This window comes from Zobellella maritima, assembly GCF_003075035.1.
Lineage (GTDB): Bacteria > Pseudomonadota > Gammaproteobacteria > Enterobacterales > Aeromonadaceae > Oceanimonas > Oceanimonas maritima.
Window position 1 is genome coordinate 2,416,133 of the sequence record NZ_QCZE01000001.1, and the last position, 14,790, is coordinate 2,430,922.

Below are 14,790 nucleotides of genomic sequence, written 5' to 3' on the forward strand. Positions count from 1 at the left end.
TCAGGGGAAAGTGTCCATGAAACAGCCATTCTGTGATGTTGCACTAAAAGGCGTTTTTCATCATATTCAAGGAGTTAAGGGCGGGAAAATACTTCTTCTCGATAGAGGCATGCCTTTTTGATATGCCACATGCCGATTGGGGCGAGATAACACCATGGATATAAGAAAACTGAAGTACTTTCTGTCGGTCGTAGACGAGGGTTCCATTACTTCGGCGGCGAAAAAAATTCCCATCGCCCAGCCGGCACTGACCCGGCAGATCCGGCTGCTCGAAGAAGGGCTGGGCACCCGGCTGCTCGATAGAAATCACAAGGGGGTGGTCTTGACCGCGGCAGGCGCATTCCTGTATGACAACGCCCTGCGTCTGGTGGCCGACTTCGATAACGTCGCCAAGAAAACCAAAGCCATATCTAATGGCGAAGCCGGCAGCCTGTCCATCGGCATCACCACGATTCATCCCTATATTCCCGGCATTTCGGGGTTGATCAGCCGGTTTCGCACACAATATCCGGACATTAAGTTGTCACTCGAGTCCATGCTGTCCGGCCCCCAGACCTCTGCCATCCTTCAGGGCAGTATGGATGCAGGTATCCTGTTCATCGAGCCCGGCGATGAGCCGCTGCTCGATACCCTGCCCATCGGTACCTTTCGCATGGCGGTGATTACCCGCCGTCAACCCGGCTTACAGGGTAAAGCGCCAGGCTCACTGCGAGACTTGGATGGCGCCCCCTTCATCCGGTTCAAGCGTAACTCGACACCCGGCAGCTTTGATCGCATCGACCGGCATCTTCGTGAGGCGGGCATCAGGCCCAACATAGTGCAGGAGTGTCACGATGACATCACCATCCGAGGCCTGGTGGCAACGGGCATGGGCTACGCCATCATGCCCAGCATCCTGGCCGCAGGTGACGATAACCTCATCGCCCACGAACTCGATGACCTCCCCATTTATTCCCCGCTGATGCTGGCCTGGCGCAGGGGCTGCAAGTCGGCCGAGATTGAATCGCTGTGCGCTGTCGCCGGAGAGGTGGGCCAGTTAACCAGCAACATGACCTGATTTCGCTTATGGTCGGCGGCTACTCGGAAAGGCACACCGGCTTCTTCCCTGTCGTGTTCAGGCTGGCCAAATGCGCCAAGGTTCCTATGTATTTCTGCAATCCTCCTCAAAAAACCGCCGGTACCCAAGGGTACCGGCGGTTTGCCTGTCGACTTTTGCCTGCTCTCTTACCGGGGGGCAAAACCCGGTGATAAGGCAAGGCTATTTGGATTTTTTATTTTTCGGCGGCCGCCCCCCCTTTGTATCACCAAATCCATCACTAAAGGTCTTCAGGTAGGCCACTATCGCTTCTTCATCACAGGCGCTGAGCCCCAGATTACCGGTAACACCAACACGAAAAGATACCGCATTGGTATGTCCGGGCTCAGGCCAGCAGGCAGGAAGACCGTCATCACCCAATGCTTGCGCTTCGGTAAGGATATAATCCGGGCAGCGTACCACGTCGTGATTCGGGACAGCACCAATAATGGAATCGTCAGGAGTAACAAGAGACGTATTATAGAAATGCACCAGGCTTTCCAGGCTCTTGAACCAGCCATTGCTGGTATAGGCCTTCACAAACTCGTCATCAGGCCGCTTGTCCACATTACGCAGGCCGGGGGTTTTGACCAGCCCAACATGCGCCTCATTGATGACCCCGTTCTCATCTACGGTATGGCCGGCCAGGCCCAGGGCCGCTTCCGTGACGCCGGGTATTTCAAAGTTCACCGGCGTGCCGATATTGCGATAGCCATGGTCGGAATAGATCTGCAAGGGCTCAGTGCCGTCATCCCCTCGATTATTGGTATGGCAGGCAACACAACGCGCCCCCGGCTTAGGAGTCGAGTCTTCGGTAATGAACTCCCCCATACAGGCGTCATATGCACCGACTGGTACACTGCCGAATGCATAGAAGAGATCATGTCCCCAGTTTTCCATTTCATCTAACCCCGCCAGCGGGAACCGTCCCGGAGTTGAATCAGTCTTGTCAGTATCGCAAGGTATCTCGTCAACCCCGAACCGGGACAGGACGCTTTCAACGCTTTCCCCTGCCGGCAGCCTCTGAGCCCAGGACAATGCCTGTATCTCACCTAGCGGCATGCAGGCCAGCTCCTTCCGCAGCGCATCATCGCGCTTGGAGCTGAAGGCATTGACCTCGGGGGAATCCTGGTAGGCGGCCAGCGCCACCGCGATACGCTTGAAACTGGTCCGATAAACGTCCTCATTGCACTTAATGCGCTCTCCCCAGGCGTCCCTGAACAGGTTGGCATAGCTGGACTTTTCAACATGGTGGCAGACCGCCTTCTCGCGGATATTCTGCTCGACCGGATTGGGGAAGGGATTCAGTGCCTGATCGGCCACCGGTCCCAGGTAATGCTTGACCGCCCGCTCAAACTCACTCAATGGCGTTGTACCTTCCGTTACACCCGCCAGCACATCCGCCAGGTAGATATGTTCGGTCGCCCCGTTCGGAAACAGGGGCTCGTCACCTTCGGAGCGACCATCCCAGAAGGCACCACCGACAGGTACCTGGTTATTCCCAAATGGAGAATCAACAAACTTAAACGACGGGATTAGGGTGGCATAGGCATTGGTGGGTGGCCTCAGCCCCCCCCTGGCTTCGGGATCCTTGTGGATATTGGCCCCCGGCTGGGCCACCTCGAGCCGGTTGATGTCAGAAGAGGGTCCGGTCCAGCCGGTCGCGGGATCATGGCAGCTGGAGCAGGACTGCGCGCCCTTGGGATCGGAGATAGGATCGAAAAACACCCGCTTGCCCAGTTCGGTCAGGGCCTCGATCCGCTCGCCATCGTCCAGATTGGCGGTATCCTTATCCTTCTTGGCCTGAACCTGGCCGGATGTCAGATTCAAGCCACTCGCAAACACCATGATGGTCACGACTCTCGTGATTGCGGAGGTTCGAAAAATTGTTGTACTCATCGCTATATGCTCCTCACATTTGCGGCAATAGCTGGGGTTACAGCCAGAGAGTGTCAGACTCTCCATATCCGTCGACAGACACGGCCATTCCCATGGCGGCGTTATTAACGACAGATTATTATTCTCTTAAAAAACACATTGCTCTTATTCATTTAAAGAGCAGGAAGACGCAATCGCCCACGCCGACAATCGGCCATCCCTTCAGGCGTATTAACATCATTAAAGGCGGGAGCTAAACAGCTTCATCCCTGTCACTATTAAGCGTTGACGAAAACAGCCGGCTTTGCAAAAGAGGATAAAGAAGCGACGAGGATAGTTACACCCGATAAAATGGTGCACAGTAAAGAAACCGGACAATAAGGAAAATAAATAATCAACCGATAATCAATAAATTGAAAACTGGGCCAGTTTATTTAAATAAATCAATGTAACAAAAAAGACACAGTTAAAAAAAAGAGTTCCCATTAATATCAGACGGTTAGTTTTTTTTAATTTATTTGGTGTTCCATCACCGTTACAGTTTTTATTTTCAAGCCTTACATTGCAGCTGTGAATAGTAGAACAATCAAGGTGTCAGGCAACTACCTGCCACACCGGCATAACAGCCTTCCCTGGCGCCTGACGGGATAATAGATTCTGTAATGTACCGAGGCCCTGTTATCAAGCTGACCGGAGGCTAACCATTTAGATTACACCCAACTCTCTCAGTCGTTCCTTAAGGTAGCTGTCGGCGGTATAACGCGTTGACAACACCACCTCCGGCCTGGGATGCAGGAACAGTGGCAGGGAAATACGCGATTTGCCCATATCCAGGCCCTCGGGATTGATCACCCGGTGAGAGGTCGACGGGAAATAGCCCCCCGAGGCCTCCTGCAGCATGTCACCGATATTGACGATCAGGTTGCCGAAGTCGCAGGGCACATCAAGCCATTGCTCACCGGTTCCCTTTACCTGCAACCCCGGCTCGTTGGCTGCCGGCAATATGGTGAGCAGGTTGATGTCTTCGTGGGCGGCAGCACGAATCGCTCCCGGTTCCTCATTTCCCAGCATCGGTGGATAGTGCAATACCCGCAGCAGGGTCTGCTCGCTGTCGGCAATCATGGATGACAGCGGCTGGCTGAAGCCCGCCCGAACCTCGGCCGGTGCATGAGTCTCAACCCATGACAACAGCTCGCCGGCCAGCCTGTTGGCCGCCTGATAATAATCCACCAGTTCTTCCCGCAACGCATCCGGGCAACGACCCCAGGGGTAAAAGTGGAAGTACTCCTTGATATCCTTGACCGAGTGCCCCTTGGCCACCTCGGAGATCTCGGCCGGGAAGTAACCATCCTGGGTCTTGGGGTCGAAGCGGTATCTATGCTTGTCTTCACTATCGAAAAAGGCCTGCCAGTGCCGATAGATGGACTCGACCCGGCTTTGCTGCAGGGGGTGATGCTTCAGTACCCCGAAGCCGGTACTGCGCAGCGACTCGACAAACTGCTCGGCGGCGTTGTCGGCACGATAATCAACGGCAACTAGTTTCATCATATTCTCTTTGCCGACACCAGGTGCGGCTATCCGTGGTTGAAATGGATAAGGATCCTAGTTATTCCCCCCCATTTCGGCAAGTGCTTTGGGATCGCCAGGTCGGGGGCAGGATCAACCAAGTTGGTGCCGGTGCCAATCTTCGATGACCATTTTGGCAGCTGCAAACTGAGGACTCTCCTTTATGGTTTGCACCAGGCGGGACGTGGCCTCGTTCACCCGCTCGGCCACGAACAGGGTGGTATCGGTCCAGGGCAAGGGGGGCAGTCCTTCTTCGACCACCACCAGGCCCGGTTCAAGGGTCTTGCGCGGGATCACCCCGACCCCAATACCCGCCCGCACCGCCGCCAATATTCCCGCCCGGCTCTGGCTGGTGAAGGCAATTCGATAGGACTGGTCCGTACTTTCCAAAGCCTGACGGGCAGAATCCCGGTGATAGCAGCCCTCAACAAACACCGCCAGCGGCAAGGGTTCGCGCAGATGTGCTTCATGCATTTCTGAACGCACCCAGACCAGCTCATCGCGACCGAGACGCAGGCCCCCCTCCGACAATACCGGCATTTCCACCAGGGCGACATCCAGTTTACCTTCCTTGACCAGTGACGCCAGGTAATGAGGCCGGTGATCACAGAGCACTTCCAGCCGCGCTTCAGGGTAGTTGAGTACGAAGGTTTCCAGCAGCGGGGTCAGGTTGCGGGTGGCGTATTGATCATGGGTACCGAAGCGAACCTTGCCCGCAATATCCGCATTCTGGAAGGAGCCCAGGATCCGATCGTGCAAATTAAGCAGCTGCTGGGCATGGGACCTGAGCTGATCCCCGGCAGGGGTTAGCCTGACCCCATACTGACCACGCTCCAACAACTCGGCCATCACCAGTTCTTCGAGTCGACTCAGTTGCATGCTGATGGTAGAAGGGGCCCGGTGCAACCGGCCTGCCGCCACCGTCAGGTTGAGGGTATCTGCCACCACCACGAAGGTCCGCAGCAAGGTAATGGGTAAATCACGCATGGCAAGATTTCAATATTGTTGAACGCAGGGGTCAATATTTATCGATTTACCGAACAATAACAAGCGTTCAGGATAGGTACTGTTAATTAACCGTTCATCATCAGGGAGAGTCAATATGCGGATGGCCGCCATATTCGGGATGAATCAGATAGTTAGTCATGGTTTCGGTATGTTCCTGTTTGCCGCCCTGGTGCCCTTGATGCGGGAGTCCATCACCCTCAACCATTGGCACCTGGCCGCCATCGGCGCCCTTACCCAGCTGGCATACCTCGCCGGGGCCATGTTGCTCGGATTGATTGGTCATCGCCTGGGGACAGCCCGCCTGGCACTGACAACCGGTATCTTCAGCACCGCCCTGTTGTTTACCATGTCACAGCTGCGGGATCCGCTGCTTATCACCCTGACCCTGACCTGCCTGGCCGCCAGCGCGGCGATCAGCTGGGGCACCATAGTGGAGATCGTCAGCCGTTGCGCCAAGCCCGAACAAAGGTCCACCTACCTTTCGACCGCATCCAGCGGCACGGCCTGGGGTTATGGCCTGAACGGCCTGCTGATCCTGCTGGTGGTGCCCGTATTTGGCTGGCAAAGCGGCTGGCAAATAGCCGGCGTCATCGGCATGATAGTGGTTGGTCTGACCTGGCATCTGTTGCGCGGCTTACAGAAACGACCGGCCAACGGGGAGAATACCGCCGAATCCGTCATTCCCGCCTCGAAACTGCTTGCGACCATCTGCGGGGAACGTACCGCCCTGCTGGCCTGTTTGATCTGTTTCCTGGTCGGTTTCACCACCATGCCTTTTTCCAACTGGCTCAACACCTATCTGGATCAGCTGGGGCTGCCTGCCGCCCTGGGTGGATATACCTGGACCACCGTCGGTGTAACCGGCATGGTGGCGGGCCTGCTCACCGGCAGATTGGCCGACCGTCAAGGCCACAGCGTGGCGCTGCTGGTGATCTTCAGCTGCTTTGCCCTGGGTCTGCTGGCCTTTACCTATGATCCGGCCCACTGCGCCCTGCTTGCCGGCTTCGGTTATGGCATGATGTACTTTCCCATGTGGGGCATACTCGCCGGCTGGATTGGCCAGAGCTACTCTTCGACCGCCACCATGCAGATCAGCGGCATTTGCATGGTGACCTTCGGGTTGGGAGGTACCTTGGGTAACCTGCTGGCCGGATATATTCGCGAGGCCACAGGCTCGCTGGACAGTGTCTATCTCGTATTAACCGCAGCCGCGATATTGCTGGTCTTCCTGGCGTTGTGGATACAGCGGACAGGCCCCAGGGTTAGTCCCGTTCAGCCGCTTGCCTGACAGACATTCGCATTCCGGCAGGGGGTCATGGTTTCGCCGCCACGGATCCCCTGTCTATCTGTCATATCCGATTGGTGCCTTTTCAGATAATAAACTAGGATCACTTAAAACAGTGACTTAAGTTACTGATCGAACTAGATGACAGTGGATGTCGCCATGATAAAAAAACACAAGGCATGTGTTTTAGTATGGGTGTTGTTCGTTTGCTTTTCCTCGCCGGCCGAGACTCTGCATATCCTCAACTGGGAAGCCTATCTGTCTGACCAGGTCACCGCACGCTTTGAACAAAAGACCGGTCACCGCATCGAGCAAGTCTATTATGACAGCGAAAAAAAGCGCAACACCCTGCTGGGCAGGGCAGACAAGTATAATTTTGATCTGGTCCTGGTCGACCATATTACCGCCCGGCTGTTCGGTGCCAGGGGTATGTTCAGCCCGCTGACACTGGAACAGATTCCCAACCTGGACCACGTACCTGAATACCGGAGGGAACAATGCGGTCAGTTTGGCGCCCCCTATTTCTGGGGCACCCTGGGGATCCTGTACCGGGCTGATAAGGTGCAACCACCACCCAGCTCCTGGCGTGATCTGCTGGTTCCCGATGTCGGCCTGAAGGGCCACATCGGTATGCTCGACAACTACCACGATACTCTGGTTCCCCCCCTGGCCATGCTGCAACAGCCGCTCGGCAGCGGTGACAACCAGGCCCTCAGAGAAGCCTTCTTGCTGTTAAAGGCCCAATCATCCTGGGTGCTGACCTATGAGTATCCCCTGACCTATATCCAGCACAGCCAGCAGGCAGATCAGCTCTATATGGCCCAGGGATACAGCAGTGACCGGGCCGCCATGAACCGCCTTTCAGGTCAGGAGCACTGGCGGTTCGTGGTGCCGGATGAAGGCACCTCGGTCTGGCTGGATTGCCTGGCTATCTTTGCTCACTCTCCCCACCAGGCCCTGGCCATCGAGTTTCTCAACTTCCTTAACCTTCCGGAAATAGCCGCACTCAATGCCGAGCAGACGTTCGCCGCACCCACCAATGATGCGGCCCTGACGCTGCTCTCCGACCAGTTCAGGAAAGACAGTTCCATATTTCCATCTTCATCCATCTTGCAAAGCAGCCAGCTTGCCCCCTTGCTGGACCCGAAAAATATGGAAGTTCGCAATCGAATCACTTTGGCGGTGTTAAAGAACCATGAAACTCAGTAAACGCGCTACCCTGCTGATCCTGCCGGTGTTACTGGCCAGTTACCTGCTGGCGGGTGCCGGCGTCTATATGGTTCAGAAACAGGCCATCTATCAGCATACCCAGAGCCGGCTCGAGCTGAGCATGGCCGAGCTGTCGGCCAGTCTGGCCAGCTATATCTCATTTTCCGAAAGCTACCTGCTCAGCACCAGCTCGAGCGAGGTCATGCTCTATTTCCTGACGGAACCCGACAACCATTACCGGAGCCTGACCCTGAGTGCACAGATGGAAGACTATCTGCGCCGCTTCCAACGCCATCACTCCGATTACCTGGCCTTTGCCCTGGTGCCAGACAGCGGGCACACTGAGTATTATTTCGAAAGCAGCCAGGATCCCTTCGCCGAGCCCAGTCCCGCCCTGCTTGCCTTCGCCCGCTCGCTGCGACAGCAACAAAAGCTGATGGACTGGACCCTGACCACAGAACCGGACGGACGTACCCGCATCATCCAGGGGCTGCGCCTGGACCGGAGAACAGCCAGTGAGCCCCTGCCTACCCAGCAAGAACAGACCATTACCGCCGCCATCGTCATCGAGCCCACCGAATTCGATCGCCTGCGCCTGAAACTGGAACACAGCATGCAAGCCGGGGTCATGTTTTCCCCTCAGCCTCCCGTCCTGAGCGGGCCACTGACAGCCTCGGCCCCGGTGGGCAACAACCTGTACCTCGGCATTGACCCATCGCCAGACGTAGTGCAGGACGAACTGCGTCAGCTGCAAGAATCCTTACTGGTTGGTCTGATGTTGCTCGCTGTCTGCTCCACCCTGCTGTTGCTGTGGCTGATCCGGCACTATATCACCCAGCCGATCAGCCACCTTGAACAGGATCTGCATCAGGTGATCTCCGGCGAGCAAAGTCAGCTGTCCGATATCAGGGACGATAATGAAATCGGCCGTCTGGGCCAGACCTTTCAGTCACTCTATATACAACTCTCCCATGCCTACAAACAAACCCGCCAGCAGGCAATTATCGACCCGCTCACCGGCCTGCCCAACCGGATGGCCTTTTCAGAGCAGATTGTTCAGGCACTACAACAAGCCGGGCAACACCACCACCAGTTGTCCCTGCTATCGATGAACCTGGACAACTTCAAGTACATCAACGACAAGTACGGCCATGAATTCGGCGATCAACTGCTGCAGGCCATCGCCCTGCAGGTGGGCAAAACACTGCTACACCCCGAATCGCCCGCTTCGATGATCCATACTCCCCTGCTGGTCAGGCTGGCCGGGGACGAGTTTGCCCTGCTGCTGGAGCACAGCGCCGGCTCCGATCTGATTTATCAGCAGACCACTGTGATTCAAAACCTGTTCAAGGAGGGCTTCACCTTCGAACTGGGCTGCTACCCCATCACCATGGGGATTGGGGTCGCCACCTATCCCGAAGATGGCAATAGTGCCAGCGAGCTGGTGGCCAATGCGGAGGTGGCCATGTACCAGGCCAAGGCAATAGGAAAAAATCAGGTCGCCTTTTACTCCCGCAACCTGGCAATGAAAATACGCCGCGCCAAAGACATAGAGCAAGAGCTGAAAGTCCTGGTCGAAGATCAGGAGTTTCAGCTGGTCTATATGCCTATCGTCGATGGCAAAACGGGAGTGACCGTATGTTGTGAGGCGCTGCTGCGCTGGAACTCACCGGTACTGGGCCGGGTTCCCCCCGATGAATTCATCCCCATCGCAGAAAACTGTGGCCTGTATGACAAGATTGATCACTGGGTGGTAGAGCGAGCCTTCCGGGATTTTTCTAAACTGCAGGGCTGTTTCGGCAAACAGACCAGGATAGCCATCAACCTGTCCTCTGCCGAACTCGGCATGCCCGGGGTGGACAAATTCCTGCTTGAAATGGCCAACCGTTACCGACTGTCGACCCAATATATAGAAATAGAAATTACCGAAACCTACAAGGCGGAGTACAGCCTGGCGGCCGACGCCCTGCTCAAGCGGCTGCGCGCCGCCGGATTTACCATAGTGATCGACGACTTCGGCACCGGCTATACATCGCTACTGCAGATGCTGGAATACCCGGTAGACAAAGTGAAGCTCGACCGCTCCTTCCTCGAACGGCTGTTAAACACCCAACAGGGGGAGCTGTTGCAACCCTTGATCGCCCTCTGCCAGTTGCAGGGGATCCGGGTGGTGGCCGAAGGGGTGGAAAACCAGGCTCAGGCGGACATGCTCACCGCCGCCGGCTGCGATTACCTGCAAGGCTACTGGTTCGGCAAACCCAAATTCCTGGATGAATTATCCCAAACGACAAACGTCAAACCGATAGAGCTGGCCAAGTTCCGCCGGCGCTATCAATAGGATCGGTTATTGCTTATCGGGCCGAGCTTCATACACAGCGCTGGCTCCCTGGCTAAGTGACAGTAGCCCCACGACCAGCCGGGTCACGGGCGTAGCTACCCCCAGCCGTTCTGCTCTGCGCAACACGGCACCACTGATCGCATCCAGCTCCAGCGGACGCCCCTTTTCCTTGTCCACCAGCATGGAAGTCTTGATGGCGTCGAAATTGCGAATAAGGGTGAACATCTCCTCCACATCCTGCCGGTCCAGCTCAACCTGATCGGCCCGGGCGACCAGCGCCGTCTCGTTCATCATCTGATATACAGACTGGCCAAGACAAGGATCGTGGCTCAGGCTGCGGGTATCCAGACCAGTCAGGGCCGACAGGGGATTGACCCCATTGTTGATGATCAACTTACGCCACAGCTCCTTGCGAATATCGCTGGATATCCGGGTGGGAATTGCCGCCTGCTCAAACAGCTGCTCGAGTGCTGGCAGGAATCCGGCCAGGGGCTCCGCCTGCCGTGGCCAGGCGCCCATGACTACCTGGGCCGGGCCATCCGCATGCACTACACCGGGAGCAATGATATGACCGCCGATGCGAACCGCCAGTCCTCCCAAGGTGCGAGCATCGCCGACCCAACGGCTGATTTCCGACTCGTTATCAACCCCGTTTTGCAGGGATAGTATCGGGGTATCGGCCTGCTTTAACCAGTCTCCCAGCTGTGCCATTACTCCGGCCGTGGCCTGGGATTTGAGGGTCAGGATAATCAGATCAAAGTCGGCACAGGCCGATTGCACCAGCAGGGTGTCGATATCGACCGCCGACACGGCCCCCTGAAAACCACCCTGCTCATGCTCCAGCCGGAGCCCCTGTTGCTGCAAGGCCTGCAGATGTTCCCCGCGTGCCACCAGGCTTACCTGATGCCCGGCCTGCAACAGGCGAGCACCATAGTAGCAACCGATCCCCCCGGCCCCCACGATCAAAAAGCGCATCTTGTCTCCCTGCCTCTTATACTTTGCTGCCATGCGGATAAGGTAACTCGACAATCAGAATGCCGGAGCTTACCCGAAACTCACTTCATAACCGGTAAATTTGCGCAGGTTGATCACCCCGCTGTCCAGGATCAGGTACTGGCCCTTGATGCCCAACAGTACGCCGGATACGGTCTTGTTCTTGTCGAAATTGTGGCTGGCGATCTTGGTGGGATACTGGGTGACCGGATAACGGATCTCCACCGGAGATTCATCCAGCGGCACTATGGCCTCGGCGCCGAAACGCAGGCTCAAGTCGGCCAGCCTGGCCTGGATCTCGGGGATCAGGCGGGCAGCATCCATTTTCAGCTCCAGGGGCGACTCGTCACCTTTCAGCATGGCTCGCCAATTGGTTTTATCCGCCACCAGCTCGGCCAGGGCGACTTCCACCAGGCCCGAAATCTGCCGGGTGGCCACCCTGAAGATGGGTAGCGCCTGGGTGGCGCCCTGATCTATCCAACGGGTCGGTATCTGAGTGGCGCGGGTAATACCCACTTTGAGTCCGGAGGTGTTGGCCAGATAGACGATATGGGGCACCATACAATGGCTGTCCCCCCATTCGGGTTCCCGGCAGGTGCCTTCGAAATAATGGCAGGTTTCCGGCTTCATAATGCACATGTCGCAGCGCGCCAGCTTTTTCATGCAGGGAAAGCAATGCCCCTGGGAATAGCTTTTGCTGGTTTTGCGACCACAGGCATCACAATAGATATTGCCGGTATGGGTCAGGGTAATGGACTGGCCAATCAGCGGATTAAGCGCCACGCGCTCCTCTCCCAAAGCCAGTTGGTAGGCGACCGGTGTTTCCAGGGCCGCCGGCATCTTTACCAGGGTGCCGGTTATGCTGCTCATTGTTCACATTCTGGGTTATGGACGACAGGGGTACTTTAACAGCCAGGACACCAAGGCGCATCTGTTGCGGCTAAGCTGATAGCAGTACCCGAATAGCCATCCCAATTGCAATAAACAGGGAGACCACTTATGGCCGTAGCGCAATACCATTATCCCCGCCTGACCCATATCGCCCTGCATGTGGCCGATATCGACGCCTGTATCCGCTTTTATGGTGAGTTTTGCGGCATGATTGAGACGCACCGACGGGAGCTACCCCAGCAAACCATCGTCTGGCTTGCGGAGCCGGGCCGGGAAAGCGAGTTTATCTTCGTATTGATGAACGGCGGCCAGGATCTGCAACTGGCAGACAACGACTATCGCCACTTCGGCTTCGCCCTGCCCAGCAGGAAAGCGGTGGACATCATCGCCGAACGGGCAAAACGGGCCGGCTGCCTGATCTGGCCGCCGCGGGATGAACCTTTCCCGGTCGGCTATTACTGCGGCGTTAAGGATCCCAACGGCAATTATGTGGAGTTCAGCTACGGCCAGCCGCTGGGCGAGCCCCCCGTTTAAGCATCTCCGCGTGTCAGGGGCATATCCGCTACCTCCGTCTTCGGATGCTCGACGGCAAAATCCACCTGCGCATCGGTCGTGATCTGCTGCACCAGCACCGGCTCCCCCGCCTCGTTGAAGCGCACATAACCGATGCCGGCCTTGTTGAGCAAGCGCGCCCCTCGTGCGGCACCGGCCGGTGGATGGGGGGTAATCTCCATCCGGCGACGGCGGGTAAACCAGTTCAATGGCGAACGGGGGGCATAGAGCCAGCGGTTGAGCCTGTCCAGCACGTCCAACAGGCGCCCGGGAAACTCGTTCTTCAGACCACTGCTGGTTATCTGCCAGATATGGGGGTCATGCTCACGAAACCGGATGCGGATGTCGTACATGAACGAATAATGGACATCACCGGAGAGGATCACGAAATTGCCCGGGGTACGGGTATGGCGAAATATATTGAGGATCACATTGGCGGTCCCCGGATGAGCCATCCAGTTTTCCGCATCCACCAGCAGCGGTTTGCCCAGCCAGGTGAAGATCTTCTGGATCACCTCGATAAGCTTGACCCCGAATACCGGTGTGGGCGAGATCAGCACTACCGCATCATGGTGCAGCAATTCCCCCTGCAGCTCGGTCAGGGCTTCCCAGTCCATCAGCCCGGAGGGACTGCCCAGGTTGCGCTCGACCCGCCAGCGCCGGGTGCGGGTATCCAGCACCAGCAGCTTGGGGGTGGTCGGCAGGCTATAGTGCCATTGCTGAAAGCTCAGCAGGTGATCGATCAGCGCATCCTGATGTCGGCTGTCTGGCTTTTTCACCCAGTCCTGCATCAACTGCATGGGCTTGCCGGCGAAGGCATCCGGATTATTGCCCCACCCCTGACAGAGAAAATAACCAACCAGGGCGTTGCCGATGATCCGCCGGGAAAAAGGATTCCCATAGGCGCTTTCCTCCCAGGCGGCGCTCAGGTTCCAGTCATCGGTGACATCATGATCGTCGAAGATCATCAGGGTCGGTAGGTGGGCCAGCAGTCGTCGAACCCGGGGCAGGCCCGCCACAAAACGGCTCAGGTGCCGCCGCTCTTGTTGATAACGTGCCCGCTGTTCGTCCGACAACGGCGGTTGCCACTCGGACAGCCCCAGCCAGGGCACCGGCGACCACACCAGTAAATACATGGCCATCACTTCTGCCAGGGTGATCAGGTGGTTGTCGGCACTGCTGGTGGTAAAAATCGGCTTGCGCGCTCCGCCGAAGAAGCGTTTCTGCAGGGGCACATTCGCCTTGGTATGAGGCAACAGCTCATCGCGCCCGTAATAGTTCTGCGAACTGGCAAACAGCTCGTCGCTGTCGGCCACCAGGGCCCCATGCAGGGTTTCCGGATACAGCCCCAGTTCGGCGATCAGCTGGTGAATGGCCGTTATGGTGGGCCCCGCCACATCGTCCGCATAAATCTGATCACCGCTCAGCATCAGCACCGCAGGCCAGGACAGAGGCTCGGCATAGTGCTGCTGCAACCAGTGATCGGCGGCGACCAGGCCATCCTCTGCCGGATAATGCGGCTTGCGGCAGGATCCGTGCAAGATGCCGTCCAACCGGCTGCGAATAACAAAATGGGGCAGGCTTTCACCCTCGTAGCAGAGTTCGGGCGCCCATTCGCCGATTCCGCACCAGTCATTGCCTTGCTGTCGCCATTGCAGATCATAACCAATGGGCACATCACAGGGCAGCGGTGTCGCCAGGGCAATATCGAGCAGCTGCAGATAACAATGCTCGCCGACGGGCAGCTGTTGTTGCTCCGCACTCAATACCAGGGTAACGGGCTCGGCGTCGGCGGCCGTCAGCAGTAAACGAAACTCAAGCGGGCAGCGGCTGGCCAGCCACAGCACCAATCGCTCCTGGCTCAGCCTTCGCAGTATCGGACCGGCCAGGATCCGGCTGCCGATGTCGGGGTCTGATGTCTTGTTCATCGTGAGATAGTAACCACTGGACCTGCCAATTGGAATCAGAGCTGATTTCGGCTGCGCCGACATTCGA

At 57.0% G+C, this 14,790-nt stretch carries 11 protein-coding genes; 5 read left to right on the forward strand and 6 right to left on the reverse strand.

Annotation, left to right across the window (positions count from 1 at the left end):
• The first annotated feature begins 154 nt into the window (after window positions 1–154).
• On the forward strand, window positions 155–1,057 hold the full coding sequence (locus DCS96_RS11200) for a LysR family transcriptional regulator (protein ID WP_116474340.1): 903 nt from the start codon (window positions 155–157) through the stop codon (window positions 1,055–1,057).
• Window positions 1,058–1,258: 201 nt separating this feature from the next.
• Here the strand turns inward: DCS96_RS11200 and DCS96_RS11205 are convergent, their stop codons facing one another.
• From DCS96_RS11205 to DCS96_RS11215, 3 genes are all read right to left on the reverse strand, one after another.
• The gene (locus tag DCS96_RS11205; protein WP_198650006.1) at window positions 1,259–2,974 is read right to left on the reverse strand and encodes a cytochrome c peroxidase; all 1,716 of its coding nucleotides are present in this window, start codon (window positions 2,972–2,974) and stop codon (window positions 1,259–1,261) included.
• Between the two features lie 684 nt (window positions 2,975–3,658).
• Window positions 3,659–4,498, reverse strand: a complete 840-nt coding sequence (locus tag DCS96_RS11210; RefSeq protein ID WP_116474342.1) for a 2OG-Fe(II) oxygenase family protein — start codon at window positions 4,496–4,498, stop codon at window positions 3,659–3,661.
• 114 nt (window positions 4,499–4,612) lie between these two features.
• Entirely contained in the window at window positions 4,613–5,506 is an 894-nt protein-coding gene (locus DCS96_RS11215; RefSeq protein ID WP_116474343.1) for a LysR family transcriptional regulator, read from the reverse strand.
• 121 nt (window positions 5,507–5,627) lie between these two features.
• On the opposite strand from DCS96_RS11215, the gene DCS96_RS11220 reads away from it, so the two are divergent.
• From DCS96_RS11220 to DCS96_RS11230, 3 genes are all read left to right on the forward strand, one after another.
• Window positions 5,628–6,815: an MFS transporter gene (locus DCS96_RS11220; protein WP_232818231.1), complete on the forward strand. Its 1,188-nt coding sequence runs from the start codon at window positions 5,628–5,630 to the stop codon at window positions 6,813–6,815.
• Window positions 6,816–6,971: 156 nt separating this feature from the next.
• Complete coding sequence (locus DCS96_RS11225) at window positions 6,972–8,021, forward strand: polyamine ABC transporter substrate-binding protein (RefSeq protein WP_157953626.1); 1,050 nt, start codon at window positions 6,972–6,974, stop codon at window positions 8,019–8,021.
• Entirely contained in the window at window positions 8,008–10,359 is a 2,352-nt protein-coding gene (locus DCS96_RS11230) for a putative bifunctional diguanylate cyclase/phosphodiesterase (RefSeq protein ID WP_116474346.1), read from the forward strand. The genes DCS96_RS11225 and DCS96_RS11230 overlap by 14 nt, the downstream gene beginning before the upstream one ends.
• A gap of 6 nt (window positions 10,360–10,365) precedes the next feature.
• On the opposite strand, the gene DCS96_RS11235 is transcribed toward DCS96_RS11230, so the two are convergent.
• Together DCS96_RS11235 and DCS96_RS11240 are read right to left on the reverse strand one after the other, a co-directional pair.
• The gene (locus tag DCS96_RS11235) at window positions 10,366–11,334 is read right to left on the reverse strand and encodes a ketopantoate reductase family protein (RefSeq protein WP_116474347.1); all 969 of its coding nucleotides are present in this window, start codon (window positions 11,332–11,334) and stop codon (window positions 10,366–10,368) included.
• A gap of 69 nt (window positions 11,335–11,403) precedes the next feature.
• Window positions 11,404–12,222, reverse strand: coding sequence for a DUF2797 domain-containing protein (locus tag DCS96_RS11240; RefSeq protein ID WP_116474348.1), 819 nt, complete (start codon window positions 12,220–12,222; stop codon window positions 11,404–11,406).
• A 129-nt stretch (window positions 12,223–12,351) separates the two neighbouring features.
• Here DCS96_RS11240 and DCS96_RS11245 point away from each other — a divergent pair, with 129 nt between their 5' ends.
• Window positions 12,352–12,777: a VOC family protein gene (locus DCS96_RS11245; protein WP_116474349.1), complete on the forward strand. Its 426-nt coding sequence runs from the start codon at window positions 12,352–12,354 to the stop codon at window positions 12,775–12,777.
• On the opposite strand, the gene DCS96_RS11250 is transcribed toward DCS96_RS11245, so the two are convergent.
• Window positions 12,774–14,723, reverse strand: a complete 1,950-nt coding sequence (locus DCS96_RS11250) for an alkaline phosphatase D family protein (RefSeq protein WP_116474350.1) — start codon at window positions 14,721–14,723, stop codon at window positions 12,774–12,776. The genes DCS96_RS11245 and DCS96_RS11250 overlap by 4 nt on opposite strands.
• Between the last annotated feature and the right edge of the window lie 67 nt (window positions 14,724–14,790).